The organism is Erysipelothrix sp. P66, from assembly GCF_038682365.1.
Lineage (GTDB): Bacteria > Bacillota_I > Bacilli_A > Erysipelotrichales > Erysipelotrichaceae > Erysipelothrix > Erysipelothrix piscisicarius.
The window spans coordinates 324,598-345,276 of sequence record NZ_CP152290.1 but is presented as its reverse complement, the minus strand read 5'-3'; the positions used below and the strand labels follow the sequence as shown (position 1 = coordinate 345,276).

Below are 20,679 nucleotides of genomic sequence, written 5' to 3'. Positions count from 1 at the left end.
CTTTTATTTTTGCGTAAGTCGGTAAATTGCTTCAATCTCATTGTGTTTAAGGTGATGTTTTAGATAGACAAAATGCAAGGGACGTTTTAATTCAAAATCTTCTAACTCAAGATACGTTAACGTTTTGTTTTCAATATCATCATGAGCTACTTTGGTATACATAAACGACACCGCATCCGATCGTTTTAAAAATGTTTTTATGGTTTGAAAACTGCCAATCTCTTGGACTGATTTAAACGAGGTTAAGCGATGATTATGAGCCGTCAGCCAATTTTCAAAAATTGAACGGGTCCCTGAACCTTGCTCGCGTACGATAACGGGATAGTACAATAATTCTTCCACGCTCACCCCTTGTCCTGCCAAAGGATGGTTTTGTGCCACCACAGGCATAAAACGTGCCTCTGTAAAGATATGTGATGTAAAGATATCTTGGTCAAACATTCCTTCAACCAAGGCACAATCAATAACACCCGATTTCAAATCCTCCAAAAGCGTCTCCGTATTCGCAACTTTAATCTGGAAATTGACACACTCATCAATCAGATACGATCGTAATGACGTCGGAAAGTAATAATCCGCAATTGATAATGTCATTCCAATGGATACTGGATTTTCGATACGTTCAAGTTTTTGAAATAACACCTCTTGGTGAGCACTTTGAATTTTGGCGAAATCATACAGAAGATAAGCAGCTTGTGTAAAATGAAGCACACGCCCTTCAAAAAACACCAATTTACACTGATACACCGATTCCAAACGTTTAATATGTTGCGATACTGCGGGTTGGGTTAAATGAAGTGCCTGAGCCGCCTCGGTATAACTTTCCAAATCCATTACCGTCATTAATGTTTTTAACTTTGGATCCATACGCCCTCCATAAATATTCTTTATCTATTATAACACAGAATAATAAACCGTTATGATTGGACATGTTATACTTTCTTTGGAAAGAGGGGTCTTATGAACTCAATTAAAAAATATACACCCGGTTTTATGCTTTCATGCATTGTCGCTTTGATTGCGGTCGTCCTTGAAAGCTTATTACCCGTAAAATTTGTCGGTGCATCCGTCATTGCACTTCTTATTGGAATGCTTGTGAATACATGGAAAGAACCAAGTGCATTGATTAAAACAGGTTTAAAATTCACATCGAAACACGTTTTAAAATTCGCAATTATTCTTTTAGGTGCATCGCTTAATATCACCATGATCTTAACTGTAGGAAAACTTTCTTTAGCTGTGATGGTCTTTACCCTCCTTACATGTTTTGGCGGGGGTTACTTTATCGGTAAGAAACTTGGCTTAAATTGGAAGTTATCCAATTTAATCTCTGCCGGTACTGGAATTTGTGGTGGTTCCGCAATCGCAGCGATTGCACCTGTTATTGAAGCAGAAGATGAAGATATCGCCTATGCGATGTCCGCAACTTTCTTGTTTGATGTCCTAATGATTGTTTTATTTCCAATTATGGGTAAAGCACTTGGACTTACCGACATGGCTTATGGCTTGTGGGCAGGCACTGCGGTGAATGATACATCAAGTGTTGTGGCCGCTGGCTATGCATTCTCTGAGGCTGCCGGTGATTTCGCGACCATGGTTAAGTTGACACGGACACTGGCAATCATTCCAACCGTTATTGTCTTCTCGTTAATTCATGCTCACGTAAAAAAACGTGACGGTTTAACACCCGCAAATGAATCCATTAAATTCACCCAAATCATCCCATGGTTTATACTATTATTTATTGGCATGGCCATCCTCAACAGTACGGGTCTCATACCTGTTGGCATCAGTCATTTACTGAAACAAATTAGTAAGTTTTTAATGGTATGTGCACTGGCTTCAATTGGATTAAATACAAAATTTAAATCTATGATCAAGACCGGACTCAATCCGTTCCTTCACGGTTTTATTATTTCATTACTGGTTGTGGTTGTTGCATTGGGAGTTGAATTTATGATGGGAATTGTATAGATAGACGACACAAAAAAAACAGGAATATAAATCCTGTTTTTTTGTGTCTTATTACAACTGAAGGACTGATCGTGGAAAGAATATGGATTGATAACAATCGTTATCAAATCAACGAGATTAATTATGTATACGGTCATTCAGTTTTAAGACATTGATAGTATACAAAAGAATACTAATAAATCCTATTCTTTCTTACTTAATAATTCTTAACCGTCAATGCAAGGCATACTTGGAATCGATTTCCAATCCGATTCCAAGTCAATGAACCATCTTGTAGACTCATCAAGCGATCACAACTTCTTAACCCAATACCATAACTCTCCTGATTTCGTGGTTCTACGGCAACATCATTCTCAATGATCATCCATACCTTGGATCCTTTCATCATGATTTTCACCGTAACCCCTTGTTCATATTGAGCGTATTTAATAATGTTTGAGGTGATATTATCAAAAATGCGATGCATTAAGATATGGGATACATAGCACCATCCCAGGTCTTGAACACAGTCCTCTACAACAATATCCAAACCATGTACCTCAAGGGAAGCCATTAGTTGTTTTAAAAAGTCCTGCTTCAAGTCTTGAAAAGAGGTTTTAATTATTGGAAAAGAATGATCTTCTTGATTGGCAATATCGGTGAAGCATTGAAGTAACGCTTGCGCTAAATCTTTAACTTGATGCGCTTTTTGATAACAACGTTGAATCTTATCGTGATGCGAAGGATCGAGTGACTGATCATTTTGTAGGTATTCAAGATAACCCAACAAGATGGTCATTGGCGTTCGTATATCATGCGATAACGTTGTGGTTGCATCTTTCAAGGCTTCTTGTGAACGCACAACCATCTCCGTATTCGCAATCAGCGCTTCGCGCATCATATTAATGCCACGCGCTAAATCAGTCAGTTCATCATTCCCCTGCTCCGACACTTTTGTTTCAAACATCCCACCGCCAATCGCATTCAGTTCGTTGGTAATCGTTTCAATGTATAAGGTCATGCTTCGCAGTAAAATACACATAACCGTTATAAATGCGATAAACGAAACAACCCGATTCACCTGATCAAAACGATCGAGAAATTCAATAATATCTTGACTCATGATATCAACACGAAGGGAATCCCCATCTACCTTTAATCCAAAGGTTTGTAAGGGGTAGGAGGCATCATTGACCGTATCAAAGGATCGCACCTCAACCTCAAGATCATTGGTATACAAAAGTTTTGAATTATTATAGATATAAAACAGTGAATAAGGATATTGCTTAGCCCAATCATTCAGTTGATCAAAGGATTGCTCGGTAATGTTTTTATCATCAATATACGTTTGTAAAGATTCGACACGTTGAAAAATCGTGTTTCGATTGGGGTGGACACTGGTAATATAGATTTCAGAGAAACGCTGCATCGTAAAATACAAACACGAACTCACGACTGTTGCGATAAAGATATAAACCAAAATTTGAAACGAAAGATGCGTTGGCTTCTTTGTTTGCCTAAAGACCATCGTATGTATACCCTTTACCCCAAACGTTCTTTACAATTTTGGGTTTATTGGGTTCATCCTCGACTTTTTTACGCAGGTTTCGAATATGAACCATCACCGTATTGGAACACGAATAAAAATATGTATCCTCCCATACAATTTCAAAAAGCTGTTCCATCGTATAAATGCGGCCTGGATTCCCTAAAAGAAGCCGTAATATACGATACTCACGTTCTGTAAGATCGAGCAGTGCTCCCTTTTTATAAACTTCATTGGTCCTACGATTTAAACGCAAGTCCTTTGATTCAAGAAAATCGGACTCATACCTTTGTGGTTTGCTTCCGTAATTACAGTAACGTCGAAGCAGTGCTTTCACACGCACACTGAGTTCAAGATACGAGAAGGGTTTCATGACATAGTCATCCGCACCTGCTGAAAATCCTTTGACTACATCTTCTTCTCTTTCTTTTGCAGTTAGAAATAAAATTGGAATGTGATGTGCATCCCGAATTTTCCGGCAAAGCTGAATACCATCAATTTCTGGCATCATTACATCTAAAATGGCTAAATCAAATCCATCATCAAGAGCCTCCAGCGCGTCATAACCATTCGCATATGTCTGCACGTGAAAACCATCGTTTGTGAGTAGTAATTCAAGCAATTCTCTGATTTCAAAATCATCATCAACCACCAATATCCGATTCATAATACATCCTCCTCAAGTAAATCAAGTTTAAATATAGAGATTCTCACTTTTCTTGTCAATAATTGTTATTCAAAATCACGTAAAAAAAACGATCCTGGAAAGATCGTTTTACTTAATTGGGGGATGGTGTGATGTACTCCATAAAGAATGGCCCTCGATTTCGATAGCGTTCAAGATGTCCATTCGCGGTTACTTCAATCATCCCTGCACGTTTGACTTCTGTTCGCTCCAGCCCAATAACATAACGTGTCATGATGGACCCTAAATAAAAAATACATCCCAGTAGAAATACTGTGAGAAAGATGCGTCGAGTTAAGTTGTCAATGCCATACCGTCGATCAAAGGCGTTGGGACGCATTAGAAAATAAACCATGTAAATCAACAAGAGGATGATACAGATAAAGAAACATCCATAAAGAAACATCTTAAAATGGGAGCGATAAACTAAATGCAATTCAGAATAGAGAATCACGCGAACTATCGTCAACATCGTAAAATTAATTACGGCGATTAAGACGATGATATTTTTAAATTTCATAAGTTTTTGATTCATAAGCATCGTCTCCTTCACTTTATTATACGTGAGAAAACGAAGTGTGTCACTGAAGTGAGAAGGTTAAATTAACTTTAAATAAATCGCCGTCAATTTCCAACTTAAACGCGCCCCCCATGACTTCAGTTAATGCTTTTGCGATTGAAAGCCCCAGACCGCTCCCTTCTGTATTTCGGGAAGCATCCCCGCGTACAAATCGCTCCATTAATTCATCCGAACTGATGTTTAACGATACATCCGATATATTTTTAATTTCGATGACTGCATTGTGATCAATTTGATTTAACGATACATAAACACGTGATTTGGTTAAGGAATACTTGCAAATATTTCCAAATAGATTATCCAAAATACGGAAAAGGACATTACCATCTAAATGCGCATGAACCTCATCTTGTATCACAATAAGTTCTAATTCATTCTGATTCAAACGATCACGGTACTCTCCAATGACTTGATCAAGAAGGACATTAAGGTCGGTATCTTCTTGATTGAGAGGGATTGTTCCTGAACTCGCTTTCGATGCTTCAACTAAATCCTCAATTAATTTTTTAAGACGTAACGATTGTCTTGAAAGAACGTTTAAGTATTCCTGCACTTCAAGATCGTCAAACGATTTTTGTTCAAGAAGACCAATATAATTGATAATTGATGTCAACGGTGTTTTGATGTCATGTGAGACATTTGTAATCAAATCCGTTTTCATGCGTTCCGATTTCATTTGTCGCTCAACCGCACGATGCATCCCATCAGATAGTTGATTTAAATCCTGTGCATGGTCTTTTAAGACGCCATTAAGTTTTGAAGTATCAAGGGACTTATCGAAATTTCCTGAAACCATTGCTTGTGTCGCTTCACGGATTGCTTTACCATCAAGTGCAAATTTCAAGATAAAATAGACAACCACCCCTGTTTTAATCAACCAGAAAAACAACATGGTTCCACTATTATGATTGGAAATTGATATCATCGTTATAAAATCAAACAGTAACGATGCTCCCACAATCATGGAAACTTTTAGAAGCAAGTCACGATTGGAAAATGACGCTTGATACAAACGTTTTATCGGGAGGTAACCCCATCGATAGACCCATGAATTCCCAAAGAGCTGTTTTGCTTTAATGCGTTTAATTAAAGAATGATAAAAGACAAAGGATAATCCCAGTCCGATGAGCGAAATGCTCGTACCCATCAAAAAGGCATTGGGAACATCGCGATAGAATACATTAATACTCTCGCCAAGAAGACTCATTGAAAAGCCAAAGACCAGCAAATATAATAACACAAAAGGTTCTAAAGGTAAGCGATCGAAGGTATTCTGTTCGATGTTACCGTCTTCTTGTCGAATCCCTGCATGTTTTGTATATGTAATCATCGATGCAAGCATTAAGAATGCAGAAACAATGAGAATGCCATACAATCGGTAACCAATCTCTAAAAGCGTCGTGATCAAAAGATCCAGGTACCAAAACACATCGGGTGCTCCCTCAACGATTTGGCTTTCAACCCGGTAATCTTTTTGAATCATTTGTGATTTTATATAATTACCATTCGAATCACGTTCATCCACGCTTTGATAATCCGAAAGAGTATAGACTGTGATAAATCCAGATTTAGAAGGGGATTCCTTGCTGTATAGAAGTGCATTGTCCGAATTATAGATTTTAAAAAAATGATTTGGAGACACGACAGATTGTTCCATGTCTATAAGTCCTGCGGAAAAACGTTTGTCAGACGCATTATCAAACGATGACGTTCGAATCAAAGCCTTAATTTGTTCTTGGGCTGTTTCTTTGAAAACATGCTCCCGTAATGCTTCTGGCGTCATGCTGTTCACATGAAGATCTTGCATCTTCACCAGACCATATACACTCCCTACAAATCCCCCAAGGGATACGATAAATACGGCCGCTGAGACGAAACGAATCATAAAATGTTTGCGTTTATTTCGATTCATGGTTTATATCTCCTTCTATTTTATATCCTTGTCCCCACACTACTTTAAAATAACGTGGTTCGGATGGATTGATTTCGAGTTTTTCTCTTAAGTGGCGAATATGAACTGCAACTGTCCCTTCTGCACCATAGGAATGGTCTTGCCATACCTGTTCGTAAATCTGCTTGGGTGAAAAAACACGGTTTGGATGTGCCATCAAAAACTTTAAGATTTCAAACTCAGTGGGTGTACAACGGACGTGTTTTCCATCCATACTCACCGATTTGGTTTCATCATTTAATTCCAGTCCACCTACTTTTAAAATATGTGACGATTCTATATAACCTTGATTAAATTGTCTATACCGACGAAGTTGTGATTTTACGCGCGCAATCACTTCCATTGGATTAAACGGTTTCGTTATGTAGTCATCCGCCCCAACATTTAATCCTAAAATCTTATCCGTATCTTCTCCCTTAGCCGTCAAGAATATAATTGGGATTGTTGTTGTTTGACGAATATGCATTATCGCCTCCAACCCATCCATTTCAGGCATCATAATATCCAGTAACACCAGATCAATCCGCTCCTTCTTAAGCACATCCAATGCTTCGACACCATTAAATGCTTCATAAATCATATAATCTTCTTGTGATAAATAAATTTTTAATGCGTTCACAATATCTCTTTCATCATCACAAATCAAAATTTTAGCCATCTCGTCACCTCATAGTTCTATTATAGGGACTAACTGTTTAAAAACCAACGGGTCAAATGTTTAAGAATTGTTTAAGATACAACATTGTTCTATAATAAATTCAGGAGGACATAAAGATGAATCTAAAAAATAAACTCACACCCATTCAATATGAAGTCACCCAAAACAGTGCCACTGAAGCACCGTTTACGGGCGAATATGATGATTTTTATGAGCCGGGAATTTATGTCGATATCGTAAGTGGCGAACCCCTTTTCTTATCAAATGATAAGTTTAATGCAGGTTGTGGATGGCCAGCTTTCTCAAAACCAATTGATGCATTGCTTGAGGTTGAAGATGAAACACGACGTATCGAAGTCCGTTCCTTAAATGCAGATTCGCATTTAGGCCATGTCTTTAACGATGGACCGAAAGAACTTGGTGGACTTCGTTACTGCATTAATTCCGCAGCGCTTCGCTTTATACCACTTGATCAAATGGAAGAGGAAGGCTATGGACACTATATCCAACACATCAAACATGACTGATACTGAATTACTGGAAACACTTTTAAAAGACACACCCAAACCCATTGTTGTCATGTGGGCTGGTGATTGCTTGGAACATGCCTTAACTCTTTGTCGATATCGTGATGTGCACGCCACCGCGTCCCTTAAAGCAACACGAGATTGGGTTCAAGGCACTATGACGACTGATGAAGCACGAAAACGTGCCTTAAAAGCCCATGAACGTGCACGTGAGCTTACAAAAACAGAACACATCTATTTACTTAGAGCGAGCGGTCATGCGGCAGGAACGACACAGGTTAAAGCACACGGCATTCAATGTGCAAACTATGCCTTAAAAGCAGTTCAAGTTGGAAAACGCAGTAAACGTTCCCTTGAGCGAAAATGGCAACTTGATACGTTGACCAATTATCTCGATAAAAAAACTTCTTAAAAGAACAAAACAAGTTCTTCTCAAGAAGTTTTTTTATGATTAAACCTTGATTCTTTTTTTAATAATTTCATCATATTCCGGTACACCCATAAAATGCATGACGAGCATATAGACCGCAATACCAAAGGCAATCACAATCACAACACCTTTTTTACCCATATCACCAAGCACCGTTGGGTAATAGATGGCATAAACCGCAAATCCCATAATAAGTGAAGCGATCATCGTTTTTGAGAACGAACGCATAAATTGACCCGTTCTCAATCCATTTAAACGGATACGCAGAGCATTATAGAGTAACAGTGATCCGATGAATGCAGCCAATGTGGTTGCAAGTGCAAGACCGGTTACCCCCATTGTCTTTGAAAGCAGAAGATTTAAAACAATATTGGCGACTACAGAAATAACCCCAATACGTACGGGTGTCTTTGTATCTTCCAGTGCATAAAAGGTTTTCGTTAGAACCTGTCGCATTCCAAATGCCACAAGACCCAAGGCATAGAAAAATAAAATTGTACCCGTAACCACAATCGCTTGATCATCAAACTTACCATGACCTAGAAGCATCATAACAATCGGTTTTGAAAGCACCATAATCCCAATTGACGCAGGAATCATTAATAAATTCACAACATTTAATATTTTCGTAACGGTTTCTTTAAGTTGTTCGGTTTCATTTCGAACTGCATTCCCCACTAGGGTTGGATAGAGTACTGTTGCCATTGTGGAGACGAATACACCTAAGACTGCGTCATTGATTTGCGATGCATAACTGATGGCGGAAATCGATCCATCCGCAAATGTAGAGGCAATGGTGCGATCAATGACGAGATTTACTTGATCAATTGAAGCCCCAAGAATAATTGGAATCGCCATCACCGTCATCATCTTCACATAAGGATTGCGAACATCAAAGGTTAAACGACGTTTAAAGCCTTTACCTTTTGATGTTAGGAAGGCAAATAGATATTGAATGACACTCGCAACAAAAATCCCAATGGGTAAGACCATGATATCCGTTTTCACGCTCATAAAAATGGATAAAATCACGACAATATTCATCATAAAACTTCCGATTGGCGCAATAAGAAAGCGATTATGAATCTCATGATAGCTCTCATAAATCGACCGTGCCCCAATAAAAAAGATGGATAACAATGTCACTTTAGTAAAGCGAACCGCAAGTGCCAGTTTGGCTCCTGTATACCCATGTGCGAATACGAGTACAAGTTCTTGGGTAAAGACAAGCCCCAGTAATACAAGTACCAAAGCTAAAAGCGCAATCAGATTGAGGGCATCACTCATGTATCGATCGGCAATGCCTTCACCGTGCTCTTCTGATGCTCGAATATAAACCGGAATAAACGTACTTACCAATCCGATTGCTACAAAACCAAAGATAACATTAGGAATACTCCATGAAGTAAAGTAAACATCCGATACCATGGATGTTCCGTAAAAATATGATAAAACAAGGCCTCTTACAAGACCCAATATTTTTGAGATAAGAATTGCGATGGTTAAATAAGCTGCATTTCGTTTCATGGGATTCCTCTTTTCTTTTCTATTATACCCTTTTCAGCGTTGAAACATAACGAAAATGTTGTGTCACACAATTAAACATCATCGAAGGTGTTTTATAAAAAAAAGGTTAAAGCGACAGTGCTTTAACCAAAAAGATTATTGATATTTAAAATAATAGAAAACACCAAGTGCCGACCAAATAATCATAAAGATAAATGAGGGCAACTGGAGTTGTCCAGGTGATCCCGGTATGACGAGAAGTCCCACAAACACAAGACTTACTAAAGCACCAGCAGCACTTAAACGCCCCGACGATTTTCGATAGCTAATCATACACACATAGAAATAAACGATGGCCGCTAGAAGCGATGACATATCTACTATATAGATAATCATCTCACGTCCAAACCATGGCGCAACAAGACTCACGATCGTAATAAATCGAATTGCTTTCGTGTACATCCCATTTTGGTTTTCATAGCTATACTTTTCAGGAATGAGCTTATATTGAGCTAATGCTCCAATAAGTTTGCTTCCCCCAAGCATAAAGCCATTAATACCACCCGATACCGCACCTGCAAGTGAAATCAGCAGCAAGATAAACGCCGCAAATCCCAAGTGACTTAAAACCGCTGACCCTAATGCCCACTCCTCAAGCAAACCTGCTTGTGGCGCAAAGACCAAGGCTGTCGTGATGTTATTGAGATTATAGAATACAACACCTGCAAACACAGCGAGAATGGTAACCCGAACGGCTTTTGAAGGACTAAAGTCTAAATCTGTTGAAACCTGTGGTATGACATCAAACCCTACAAAGAGAAACGGTGCAATCGCAAAAACTTTCGCAATTTGAGCAAAATCAAAGGTATAGGGTGTAATATAGTTTTCTTTTAGAACGGAAGTTCCTTGAGTGGCTAGCATCATGGTGAAAATTACCATAATATTTGCGACTGTAAGTAAAATCATCACATTTTGAACTTTCGAACTCATCTTAAGTCCTTGGATGTTTATTTTCGCAAAGATAATAATGATAAAGCTTGCGATTAGTATTTCTGAGAGATATACAGAGGTTCCTCCGATATCATAGAGGTATCCAAACGTTACAATTGATCCAAAAAGTTTTTTCACGACAAGCACAAATGCTGTCGCATTCAGAGGCACCATACTGATATAACAAAGAATTAAGAACCAGCCTACAATGAAACCGTGCTTTTTTCCTAAATTATTGTATGTATATGAGAACTCACCACCATCTTCATTATGGGAAGACATCATGACATGATAGCCTTGAACAATAAAGATAATTGCGATGCCACCAAGAATAAGCCCGATCGCAGTGTTAATTACACCGCTTTCGGGCAAGAACTTGGTCCCCGGGAGCGTAAACGATCCCCAACCGATAATTGAACCTAATGCAAGCGCCAAGATATCCAATTTACTGAGTCTTTTGCGCATACTGTTTCCTTAGTTAAAGTTGTATTCTGTAACGATTTTATCACGGCCTGTGACTTGATCGTTAAAGTATTCATAGACACAGATTCCAAGATATGATCCAGAAATATTAATTACATTATCAAATCCAAGGTTTTGAAGTGCCATTACAGCATTATATGAACGTTGGCTCGAACGACAGTGTAAATATACAGGCTTATCCGTAGGAATTTCATCCAAGCGATCACGAATTTGGCTTAATGGAATGTTGATTGCATTGATAAGGTGACTTAAAGCATATTCATGTTCTTCACGCACATCAATAATACATGCATTGGATTCTACCAATTCGCGAACTTGCGTTACAGGAACTTGGTTGAAACGACCGTAAAGAAGGTTTAAACCAACAAGCGCTGCATGATTCACAACATCTTTGGCAGTACCAAATGGTGGTGCATAGCATAATTCAACTTCTTTAAGATCTTCAAGCGTTCCACCCATTTGAATCATTGTCGCAATGACATCAATACGTTTATCAACATTTCCCTTACCGATTGCTTGTGCACCCAGTAATTTACCTGTTGGGTATTCAAATAAAAGTTTAAAGTGCATTGGATTTGCATCGGGCATTAACCCTACTTTATCACCCGGGATAATGTAAACAAAGTCATAGTCGAAACCGTTAGCCTTTGCCATTTTTTCATTAAGACCAGTTGATGCAGCGTTCAAATCAAATACTTGTACACATGATGATCCGACAACACCTTTATTGTTATGAGGAATTCCATACATGTGATCTGCAGCTGCACGTGCTTGACGTTGAGCAGGACCTGCAAGTGCAAGACGTGTTGGTTTATGTGTAATTTGGTGGAAGACTTCAATCGCATCACCCACTGCATAAATATTTTTATCGTTTGTAAGATAATTGTGATCTACCTTAATTCCACCAGTAACACCGATTTCAAGATCTGCGGCTTTCGCAAGACTTGTTTCAGGTGCAACACCGATTGCCATGACAACTGCGCCGGATTCTAAGATGGTTCCTGAACCCAGTTCCACACTTGTTTCTGTAATCTTTTTAACGCCATCACCAAGGATTAGGTTGATGCCGTGATCCATCATTTCTTTATGTAGTACTTGTGCCATATCATAATCGAATGGACTCATGATTTGATCAATCGCTTCCACAAGTGTTACGTTTTTGCCTGCATGACGCAAGTTTTCCGCAACTTCTACACCGATAAATCCCCCACCAACAACGGTAATGTTTTCAATGTTGTTGTTGACGATATGTCCGTTTAATTTTTTAATATCGACAACATTACGTACGGTAAAGACATTATCACCGTCAATGCCTTCGATACTGCGTGGTAAGATTGCACTTGCTCCTGGTGATAGGACAAGCTTGTCATACGCTTCATCCATTTCTTCACCAGTTTCAAGGTTTTTAACCGTAACGGTTTTCGCGTCACGATTAATTTTTAGAACTTCAGTGCTTGTGCGTGCAATGATGTTATATTGTTTTTTAAATTGTTCAGGGGTCATTAAGACTAAGTCATCACTTGAAGCAACAATGCCGCTTAGGTGATATGGTAAAGCACAGTTTGAGAAGGACACATTCGGTCCGCGTTCAAACATAATGACTTCCGCATGTTCATCTTGACGACGAACACGAGCTGCAACTGAAGCACCTCCAGCTACCCCTCCAACAATTAATATTCTTTTACTCATGGTAGAATCCTCTTTCTTTTCTAAGTTATCGTTTTAAGACTTTATTTTTGTAAATGTTTTGCGAGCTTGTTTCCCAAGTAACCACCGATTACCATCACAACAAGGAATACCCAACCGGATAATGAGAAGTTCGCAATCGGTGTATATAAAGCACCAACATTACATCCGTTCGCAAGACGTGTTCCAACACCCATTGTGATACCACCCATTGCATAAAGCAGTCCATCTTTAACGGTAATGTGTAGCTCTGACATAAATGTATTTTTAAATTTACCTGCTGTCAGTAAGTATACTGCAGTTCCAACAAGGATACCCATGTTTTGAACTGTTACAGGGTTTGCTAAGAATGGTTTTGAGAATACAGCTGGATCCATTTGTGTAAATGATCCCAGGGATTCTGCGGATACACCAAAGAGTGTTAAGAATTTACCAAACCAGAAACCGTAAGGTGTTGATGCACCCCAACCTGCTTTAGTAACACCCATTAATAATGTAAAGAGGATCGCGATGATCACTGCACCTTGTTTTAAAGTCCATGTCTTTACAAAAAGACGTTCATAAGTACTTTCTGTTGGGAAAGCATAATCTTTTTCAACTTCAAATGATTCCATACTATCTTGGCCTTTTTCCACAAAGTGCCCTGTGTATGTACCCTCTTTTTTACGTTTTGCTTCGTATTTGTTCGCAAGCACAACCACAAGACCACAAAGCAGTGCTGTTAAGATTAATGCGCCAAGGTATCCACCAAGACCATCCCATTTAAAGAGGTCTGGTAAGAAGACACCACCTGCTGTTTGTGATCCAACTTCAGATACAAACCATGATGTCGCAACCCAACCTTGTTTTTGAAGAGGGAATCCAATAAAGACCCCAAAGCTAAAGAATACGAGTGTAATTAAAGCACGTGGTAAACTTGTAATTAAATCCGTTAAAACACCGGATGCACAGCAGGATGAGAATGCCATCCCAAATCCGAAAAGCACACCCCCAACAAGTAACCCACCATTAATTGGATTAACCCATAAATCCATTTGTGATGGATCTTGGAAAATCATAAATGATGCGGATAATGCTGTTGTAATAAAGAACATAAACATTAAGGTTTTCATTAATTTTGTGGAACCTGTATTTGCAGCACGGTTCACACTTCCTGCAAACCCTGTTGCAGCACGTGTTAATGTATATCCTAATGCAATCCCCATTACAAGTCTGAATAAATGCATATCAGACGCTAAAAAATTCTTTCCAAGGATGAATACTGCGATAAGCAATACAAATCCAATAATATTTTCTGTCTTCTTCATGTTCTCCTCCTATGAATGACAAATAAGCAAACGACACCTTACATTTATAGGATTATCAGATCCCCGTATCTTTTGCGCATCACCGCATGGATAATCATCAAATGTTTAAGGCTAATCGTTGCCTTGCTCATAAATCGTATCACGTATTGTTGACATTACAACTAATTAACTCACGAGTTTTTACGACTTTAGCCATAATCTGCCCTTATATCACTTTTTTCGATTTAAAAGTGATTTATTTCTTTTGTATTTGTGAAATTAATAACTTGTATCACAAAATTTGACCGTTTTGGCCATTCAGTCATAAGCAATACTTATAACTAAAACCTATTGCGTAATAATCTCTGATTATAGCGCATTAAAAAAGCCGCTTAGCGGCTTTGGATACGTCGATTCATTTCTTCAAGTTCTTGGACGCTTAGATAACGCCATTCTCCTACCTTTAAATCACCCAGTTTAATATTCATGATTCGAACCCGGTTTAACGTTGTGACTTTAAATCCCAATGCCTTTGTCATCCGGCGAATTTGTCGGTTTAAACCTTGATTTAAAATAATTCGAAAGGTTTTCGGTGCAACTTGCTCCACATCGGATGGATTGGTCACTTGCATACGATGGGTTTGTTGGTTATAGATCTCGACCCCTTTGGACATTTGTGTAATAAAGTCTTCATCAATCATCTTATTCACCGATACGATATATTCTTTATCATGACCGTATTCTTCACGTAATATTTTATTAACAATATCACCATCATTGGTAAGTAGAATTAAGCCACTGGAATCTTTATCCAACCGTCCTATTGGGAAGATCATCTTTGGGTAGTTCATAAAATCTGAAATATTGCCCTCAATGGCACCATCCGTTGTACATGTAATACCACGTGGTTTATTTAAGGCGATATAAACTTTCTCGTCATCGATGGTCACGTGATTGCCTTCAACGGTTACACGTTGCCCTGGCAGTACTTGTTGGCCAACAATAGCCGTAACACCATCAATGGCAACTACCCCTTCCGCAATATAACGATCTGCTTGTCGACGTGAACAATAACCCGAATCACTGATATATTTATTTAAACGCAACGATTCCCGCGCTTCGTGCTGAATGGGATTGATGTTTTCATTGGCGTTTGATGCTTGTTGTCGTGCTTGTTTCATAAAGTCCTCAATCTATTTTCTAATTCTTTACATCTATTCTACCATTTACCGTATAATATGTCACAAGGAGAATAATCATGATATCGATACAAACAACTTCACTTCAACAGGTTTTACCCATCCGCCATCACGCAATGTATCCTGATGGACCCATAACCTTAGCACAAACAGAGGATGACGCCATGGCACTTCATTATGGTCTCTTTATGGACCAACACTGTCTTTCCGTAATCTCTGTCGTTAAGCATGATGACACGGTCCAACTTCGAAAATTCGCAACCCTTCCAGGCTTCCAAAATCAAGGATATGGAAGCATGTTATTAAGCCATGTGCTATCATTATATAAGGGGCGCATCATTCTTAATGCGCGAACAAGCAAAATTTCATACTATAAACGTTTTGGTTTTACACAAACAGATCAAACATTTACCCGCAATGACATCGACTATTGTATTATGGAGGTATTACGATGACAAACCCATACCCTTTTTCCCTTGATAACAAGCGTTATCAAACATATAACTATTTTACCCAGAAAACTTATGGCCAAAAAGCATTTAAAGTCAGCATCGATGCAGGATTTACCTGTCCAAATCGTGATGGTACGTGTGGAAGTGGCGGTTGTAACTTCTGTAGTGCCCGTGGATCTGGGGATATGATTTTAAAAAATCCAGACTTAGAAAAGCAAATCGAGCACAGCCAAAATATAATGCTTCAAAAATGGCCCCATGCCGCTAAGATTGCATACTTTCAAGCCTACTCAAATACACATGATTCCTTAGAAAACCTCAAAAAACTCTACGACCCTTTCTTCAAGGATGATCGTTTTGTGGGGATTGATATTGCGACACGCAGTGATTGCTTGGATGATGAGAAGATTGCATATTTTGAAGCAATGAGTCGTAAGAAAGACTTGACCATCGAAATTGGCTTGCAGACCATTCATCCTGAAACTTCCGAATGGATGAATCGGGGTCACGATCTTGAATCGGTCACAACTTGTATACAAAAACTCAAAGCAGCAGGCATTCGTACTTGTGTTCATATTATTAACGGATTTCCTCAGGAAACGCCTGAGATGATGCTTGAAACTGCCGATTACCTTGCACGAATGCATCCTGAGATGGTTAAAATACACATGCTTCATATTATTAAAGGAACAAAACTGGGTGCAGAATATCAAAAAAATCCGTTTCCACTTCTCTCCCGTGATGACTATGTGGATGTGGTTGTGAAACAAATTGAACGCCTACCCGAAGATATTGTGATTGCTCGACTTACTGGAGATGGTATGGCGGATGATTTGCTTGCCCCACTTTGGACGGTTCGCAAAATTGCAGTCACCAATGAAATCGATAAACTCATGGTTCAAAAGAACACCTGGCAAGGTAAATATGCGAAGGAGCGCTAAGCTCCTTTTTTTGGTAATTATTTTCGCTAAATTGCGGGTTTACAAGCTAAAATTCAACGCTTAAGGAAACTGATTTTCATGAATATGAAATTTTGTAAATTGTTTTGGACATGGCGAAAAAAGATGCTATAATGTCGATGAATGAAGCGCTTACATTTGAATCATCCATACATTACTTATATGAGAGGGGTATTTAAATTGAAGAAAATAAGTAACATTTTCGTCGTGCTTCTTACACTTGTATTGGGTATAAGTCTTTACCCAAGTTCTATCTTTGCTATGAATGATCTAAATCTTAATGACCTACACTTAAAGGGAGAAGGTGCTGATATTTCCGACCATTTATCACACATCAAAGAATTTAACCAAGGTTCCCTAACCTTGCGTTTCCGTTCTGAATCACTATCCAGTGATCTTACTTCACTGTTTTCAATATCAAACGCAAATTTGGAAAACAACTATTTCGCGCTTTACTATCAAAACAGTACCGGTAAGCTTGGCATTGAATTCAGAGATGAAACCGGAAAACATATTATTAATACTTCGGGCACAAGTACCCAACTTGCCAACGCAAACTGGCACACCGTTACCGTCCTTAATCATGGTAATCGTGTAGAAATTTATGCAGATGGACTCTTACTTGCATCCCAAGATGATATTGATTTCACGAAAATCCAATCCATACCTTGGAACCGTATGAAACTGGGTGGCGTTGCCCGCTTAAAAGGTGAAAACTTATGGCCTTTTAGTGGAAAGATTGCTTCATTAAACCTAACCCACAACATCCTCGATGTTGATACCATTAAAACATTACATTCCGACACCGCTTCAACCGTTGATCCATCGACTTCAGAAGCAATTGAACTCTATGCACCGGGACAAGATGGCAGTAAAAACTACCGCATTCCAAGTCTTCTCACAACTCAAGATGGGACCGTCTTAGCTGCGATTGATAAACGTATTACCCATCAAGCAGACTGGGGAAATATCGATATCGCAATCCGTAGAAGTCAAGACAGTGGTAAAACATGGTCTGATACCCAAGTGATTATTGATTTAAAATCAGACCCAAATGTTTCCCAGGAAAATGTGAATACAAACTATCAAAGTTCCGCATTCCTTATTGATGCGGCAATGGCACAAGATAAACGGAATGGCCGTATTTATCTTTTAGTTGATATGTTCCCAGAATCACGTGGATTCTTTAGTGTTCAAAATGAAGACCAGGACTTTGGTCAACCTTATGTAACCAAAGAAGACGGTACGCATATTGTTCTAAAAGGTACTGATGGCAAGAAATACTACGCAAAAGCTGATGGGACCGTATTTGATTTAAATACGGATATCATCACGAATTATCGCGTTGTCTTAGAATCTGAGAAAGGCATGCCTTTCAATGATCTTGGAGATATTTATGAGGGCGATGCATATGTGGGAAATATCTACCTTAAGAAAAGTCCCCTACGCATCCGTCAAACGGCTTATCTATGGTTAACCCATTCGGATGATGACGGTCAAACCTGGTCATCACCTCATGATATTACACCACAAGTCAAAGCAGATTGGATGCAGTTCATAGGAACGGGTCCGGGCGTTGGCATTCAACTTGAAAATGGCGAACTCGCTTTCCCGATTTACCATACAAACCGTCATGGCGGTAATTCTCAATCCACATCCATGATCAAAAGTGCCGATGGTATTACGTGGCATAAAACGGAATCCCTCAACGATAACCGTAACTTTAACGGTCAAGTTTTAAATTCCGAAACCTTAAATAATGGGGGTGCCCTGGTCACCGAATCCCAAGTGGTCCAACTTAATAACGGTACCCTGAAACAATTTGCGCGAAATGTTTCCGGAAAAGTTCTGGTAGGTACATCTTATGATAATGGAGAAACCTGGGAGAATGATCTTGAAACGCTTCCCATTACCGATGTTTACTCACAAATGTCGGCCTTACATTATAACCATGAAGGTAACGAGTATATCTTACTTGCAAATCCAAATGGTCCTAAACGAACCAATGGGGCAGTAAAGCTGCTTCAAGTTTTAGAAGGTGAACGACTCGTTCTGCTCTCCAATACGCATATGCAAAGTGGAAATTATGAGTACAATGTGGTTCAACCACTTCCTGATGGACATTTTGGTTTAATGTACGAACATAAAAAACCTGAAAACGGGGATAATATGTCGATGATGTTTAAACGTTTCTCGTTTGAAGATTTAGGTGTTAAAGATACCTCAAGTTTAAATCTTGATATTCAGGATACCTTCCTTGAAATAAAATCGGATAAGGCTTTAATTCCTAGCTCAAACTTAACGTTAACGTATAATACACATCAAACATCAACACCAAAACGTGTTGATGCGAACACAATACGCTTTAACTTAACAGAACCCATCACCATTCTCAATGGCTTTACTGAAGGCTATCTTGAAACACTTGATGGGAAAGCACTCAATATTGCGAATAAACACGGTCTTGATGCAGCACTCGAAACACTTAAAGCCCTTGATTTTGAAAACCTAGCACCAAGTGTAAAAGATGCAGCGGATCAACTGATTACCAAAGCAGAACTCTTAAGTGATAATCCCTTTACCATTGGTGATTTCATCCAACAAATCCATGCAATGATTGATGCGATTGATCCAACCTACATTCCAAACTCAATGTTTGATGTAACGGCATCAAGTCAAGAAGATGAAAAAGGGAACACACTCGTTGAAGGTCCTATCGGCTTAGCCTTTGATGGCGATCCAAGTACCTTCTGGCACTCCAAATGGGGCGATAAGAACCCGCCATTTGATGTAACGATTTCATTCCATCATGAGATGGTTGTGAATGCCTTGACCTATCTACCACGTCAAGATGGAACGATCAACGGTGTCGTCACAGAATATCAAATCTTAGGTAAATTGGGTGATGCACCGCTTCAGGTTCTCACTGAAGGCACTCTCGATACAAATCTTTCAAAGAAAACCATTACGTTTGAGGATGCTCATGTGGATACACTAGTTTTTAAAGTCGTGAAAGGTCTTGAAAACTATGGAAATGCTGCGGAAATTACCCTGCATGGAAAAACATATCGTGCACCTCTCGATTATTCAAGCTTAAATCACATTCTTGAAACACTTGAAAGCTACGATCAAAACCTTTATACCGAAGCAAGTTTTAAACCATTACTTGAATTAAAAGAAAAAGCCTATGAGCTTCTTGATAACTCAGAAACAACACAGGAAATAATTGATGAAATGGTTCAAAACCTCAATGAATTGATCAACAATCTCGAGTTAAGTAACTACACTTTAGATTCATTACGTTTAAAAATTCAAGAGGTTGAGGATTACATGAATACCCTTGATCTGTCTCTTTATACAGAGACAAGTGTGCAGAATGTATATGATGCGTTGGAGTCTGCGAAAGCACTGCTTCAAACACCACGCTTCAGTTTTAGAAGTCTCTTCAAAGCTTCTACACCAAATGAAGCGCAGATTAAAGAAGCCATTGAAGCCTTAGACTCAGCCGTTAGAGGTTTAAGCAAACGTGAGGTTGAAACAGAGGAACCATCAAATCCTGATGAAAGCATCACACCTCCGATTGTAGATCCAAAACCGGATAAGGATTCTCAAAAACCCGAAACTCCCGATAGCACAACTGAAGGTGATGTTCAAACAACACCGACAGACAAAACCGATGCAACACTTCCTAAAACAGGAAAAGCTGTTTCTGGATTTGTCGGACTTGGAATGCTTGTATCACTTTGCGGATTTGTGATTTTTAAACGCAAACAATAATTTTTTATCGC

The 20,679-nt window shown here is 38.9% G+C and carries 17 protein-coding genes; 6 read left to right on the top strand and 11 right to left on the bottom strand.

Annotation, left to right across the window (positions count from 1 at the left end):
* Positions 1-3 precede the first annotated feature (3 nt).
* Positions 4-867, bottom strand: coding sequence for a LysR family transcriptional regulator (locus AAG186_RS01620; protein ID WP_161637000.1), 864 nt, complete (start codon positions 865-867; stop codon positions 4-6).
* Between the two features lie 93 nt (positions 868-960).
* Between AAG186_RS01620 and AAG186_RS01615 the strand changes: the two genes are divergently transcribed.
* A complete protein-coding gene (locus tag AAG186_RS01615; RefSeq protein WP_161636999.1) occupies positions 961-1,974 on the top strand; it encodes a YeiH family protein in 1,014 nt (337 codons plus the stop codon).
* 196 nt (positions 1,975-2,170) lie between these two features.
* Here the strand turns inward: AAG186_RS01615 and AAG186_RS01610 are convergent, their stop codons facing one another.
* The 5 genes from AAG186_RS01610 to AAG186_RS01590 form a co-directional block, all read right to left on the bottom strand.
* Positions 2,171-3,481 (bottom strand): HAMP domain-containing sensor histidine kinase, encoded by a 1,311-nt coding sequence (locus tag AAG186_RS01610; RefSeq protein WP_342621878.1) that lies wholly within the window; start codon positions 3,479-3,481, stop codon positions 2,171-2,173.
* A complete protein-coding gene (locus AAG186_RS01605) occupies positions 3,471-4,166 on the bottom strand; it encodes a response regulator transcription factor (RefSeq protein ID WP_342621877.1) in 696 nt (231 codons plus the stop codon). The genes AAG186_RS01610 and AAG186_RS01605 overlap by 11 nt, the downstream gene beginning before the upstream one ends.
* A gap of 112 nt (positions 4,167-4,278) precedes the next feature.
* Positions 4,279-4,719, bottom strand: a complete 441-nt coding sequence (locus tag AAG186_RS01600; RefSeq protein WP_161636997.1) for a hypothetical protein — start codon at positions 4,717-4,719, stop codon at positions 4,279-4,281.
* Positions 4,720-4,765: 46 nt separating this feature from the next.
* Complete coding sequence (locus tag AAG186_RS01595) at positions 4,766-6,676, bottom strand: HAMP domain-containing sensor histidine kinase (protein WP_342621876.1); 1,911 nt, start codon at positions 6,674-6,676, stop codon at positions 4,766-4,768.
* Positions 6,663-7,373, bottom strand: coding sequence for a response regulator transcription factor (locus tag AAG186_RS01590; RefSeq protein WP_161636995.1), 711 nt, complete (start codon positions 7,371-7,373; stop codon positions 6,663-6,665). Before AAG186_RS01590 ends, AAG186_RS01595 begins: the two co-directional genes overlap by 14 nt.
* Positions 7,374-7,489: 116 nt before the next feature.
* Between AAG186_RS01590 and msrB the strand changes: the two genes are divergently transcribed.
* Together msrB and AAG186_RS01580 are read left to right on the top strand one after the other, a co-directional pair.
* Positions 7,490-7,900, top strand: a complete 411-nt coding sequence (msrB, locus tag AAG186_RS01585; RefSeq protein WP_125164157.1) for a peptide-methionine (R)-S-oxide reductase MsrB — start codon at positions 7,490-7,492, stop codon at positions 7,898-7,900.
* Positions 7,866-8,312: a putative immunity protein gene (locus tag AAG186_RS01580; RefSeq protein ID WP_331836794.1), complete on the top strand. Its 447-nt coding sequence runs from the start codon at positions 7,866-7,868 to the stop codon at positions 8,310-8,312. Before msrB ends, AAG186_RS01580 begins: the two co-directional genes overlap by 35 nt.
* A 39-nt stretch (positions 8,313-8,351) precedes the next feature.
* On the opposite strand, the gene murJ is transcribed toward AAG186_RS01580, so the two are convergent.
* The 5 genes from murJ to AAG186_RS01555 all read right to left on the bottom strand — a co-directional run bounded on the left by murJ (position 8,352) and on the right by AAG186_RS01555 (position 15,462).
* Entirely contained in the window at positions 8,352-9,857 is a 1,506-nt protein-coding gene (gene murJ / locus AAG186_RS01575; protein ID WP_342621875.1) for a murein biosynthesis integral membrane protein MurJ, read from the bottom strand.
* Positions 9,858-9,992: 135 nt separating this feature from the next.
* On the bottom strand, positions 9,993-11,291 hold the full coding sequence (locus AAG186_RS01570) for an APC family permease (protein WP_342621874.1): 1,299 nt from the start codon (positions 11,289-11,291) through the stop codon (positions 9,993-9,995).
* A gap of 9 nt (positions 11,292-11,300) precedes the next feature.
* Positions 11,301-12,998 (bottom strand): FAD-dependent oxidoreductase, encoded by a 1,698-nt coding sequence (locus AAG186_RS01565; protein WP_161636992.1) that lies wholly within the window; start codon positions 12,996-12,998, stop codon positions 11,301-11,303.
* 41 nt (positions 12,999-13,039) lie between these two features.
* Positions 13,040-14,302, bottom strand: coding sequence for a YeeE/YedE family protein (locus tag AAG186_RS01560; RefSeq protein WP_161636991.1), 1,263 nt, complete (start codon positions 14,300-14,302; stop codon positions 13,040-13,042).
* 371 nt (positions 14,303-14,673) lie between these two features.
* Positions 14,674-15,462 (bottom strand): pseudouridine synthase, encoded by a 789-nt coding sequence (locus AAG186_RS01555; protein WP_161636990.1) that lies wholly within the window; start codon positions 15,460-15,462, stop codon positions 14,674-14,676.
* A gap of 77 nt (positions 15,463-15,539) precedes the next feature.
* On the opposite strand from AAG186_RS01555, the gene AAG186_RS01550 reads away from it, so the two are divergent.
* From AAG186_RS01550 to AAG186_RS01540, 3 genes are all read left to right on the top strand, one after another.
* Positions 15,540-15,935: a GNAT family N-acetyltransferase gene (locus AAG186_RS01550; protein ID WP_331836786.1), complete on the top strand. Its 396-nt coding sequence runs from the start codon at positions 15,540-15,542 to the stop codon at positions 15,933-15,935.
* A complete protein-coding gene (locus AAG186_RS01545; RefSeq protein WP_331836785.1) occupies positions 15,932-16,873 on the top strand; it encodes a TIGR01212 family radical SAM protein in 942 nt (313 codons plus the stop codon). Before AAG186_RS01550 ends, AAG186_RS01545 begins: the two co-directional genes overlap by 4 nt.
* Before the next feature lie 279 nt (positions 16,874-17,152).
* Complete coding sequence (locus AAG186_RS01540; RefSeq protein ID WP_342621873.1) at positions 17,153-20,668, top strand: exo-alpha-sialidase; 3,516 nt, start codon at positions 17,153-17,155, stop codon at positions 20,666-20,668.
* Positions 20,669-20,679: the final 11 nt, after the last annotated feature.

What these genes read in the sequence shown, in the direction of transcription:
- AAG186_RS01620 (WP_161637000.1), bottom strand. Translation starts at nt 867, where the DNA reads ATGGATCCAAAGTTAAAAACATTAATGACGGTAATGGATTTGGAAAGT.
- AAG186_RS01615 (WP_161636999.1), top strand. Translation starts at nt 961, where the DNA reads ATGAACTCAATTAAAAAATATACACCCGGTTTTATGCTTTCATGCATT.
- AAG186_RS01610 (WP_342621878.1), bottom strand. Translation starts at nt 3,481, where the DNA reads ATGGTCTTTAGGCAAACAAAGAAGCCAACGCATCTTTCGTTTCAAATT.
- AAG186_RS01605 (WP_342621877.1), bottom strand. Translation starts at nt 4,166, where the DNA reads ATGAATCGGATATTGGTGGTTGATGATGATTTTGAAATCAGAGAATTG.
- AAG186_RS01600 (WP_161636997.1), bottom strand. Translation starts at nt 4,719, where the DNA reads ATGAATCAAAAACTTATGAAATTTAAAAATATCATCGTCTTAATCGCC.
- AAG186_RS01595 (WP_342621876.1), bottom strand. Translation starts at nt 6,676, where the DNA reads ATGAATCGAAATAAACGCAAACATTTTATGATTCGTTTCGTCTCAGCG.
- AAG186_RS01590 (WP_161636995.1), bottom strand. Translation starts at nt 7,373, where the DNA reads ATGGCTAAAATTTTGATTTGTGATGATGAAAGAGATATTGTGAACGCA.
- msrB (WP_125164157.1), top strand. Translation starts at nt 7,490, where the DNA reads ATGAATCTAAAAAATAAACTCACACCCATTCAATATGAAGTCACCCAA.
- AAG186_RS01580 (WP_331836794.1), top strand. Translation starts at nt 7,866, where the DNA reads ATGGACACTATATCCAACACATCAAACATGACTGATACTGAATTACTG.
- murJ (WP_342621875.1), bottom strand. Translation starts at nt 9,857, where the DNA reads ATGAAACGAAATGCAGCTTATTTAACCATCGCAATTCTTATCTCAAAA.
- AAG186_RS01570 (WP_342621874.1), bottom strand. Translation starts at nt 11,291, where the DNA reads ATGCGCAAAAGACTCAGTAAATTGGATATCTTGGCGCTTGCATTAGGT.
- AAG186_RS01565 (WP_161636992.1), bottom strand. Translation starts at nt 12,998, where the DNA reads ATGAGTAAAAGAATATTAATTGTTGGAGGGGTAGCTGGAGGTGCTTCA.
- AAG186_RS01560 (WP_161636991.1), bottom strand. Translation starts at nt 14,302, where the DNA reads ATGAAGAAGACAGAAAATATTATTGGATTTGTATTGCTTATCGCAGTA.
- AAG186_RS01555 (WP_161636990.1), bottom strand. Translation starts at nt 15,462, where the DNA reads ATGAAACAAGCACGACAACAAGCATCAAACGCCAATGAAAACATCAAT.
- AAG186_RS01550 (WP_331836786.1), top strand. Translation starts at nt 15,540, where the DNA reads ATGATATCGATACAAACAACTTCACTTCAACAGGTTTTACCCATCCGC.
- AAG186_RS01545 (WP_331836785.1), top strand. Translation starts at nt 15,932, where the DNA reads ATGACAAACCCATACCCTTTTTCCCTTGATAACAAGCGTTATCAAACA.
- AAG186_RS01540 (WP_342621873.1), top strand. Translation starts at nt 17,153, where the DNA reads ATGAATGATCTAAATCTTAATGACCTACACTTAAAGGGAGAAGGTGCT.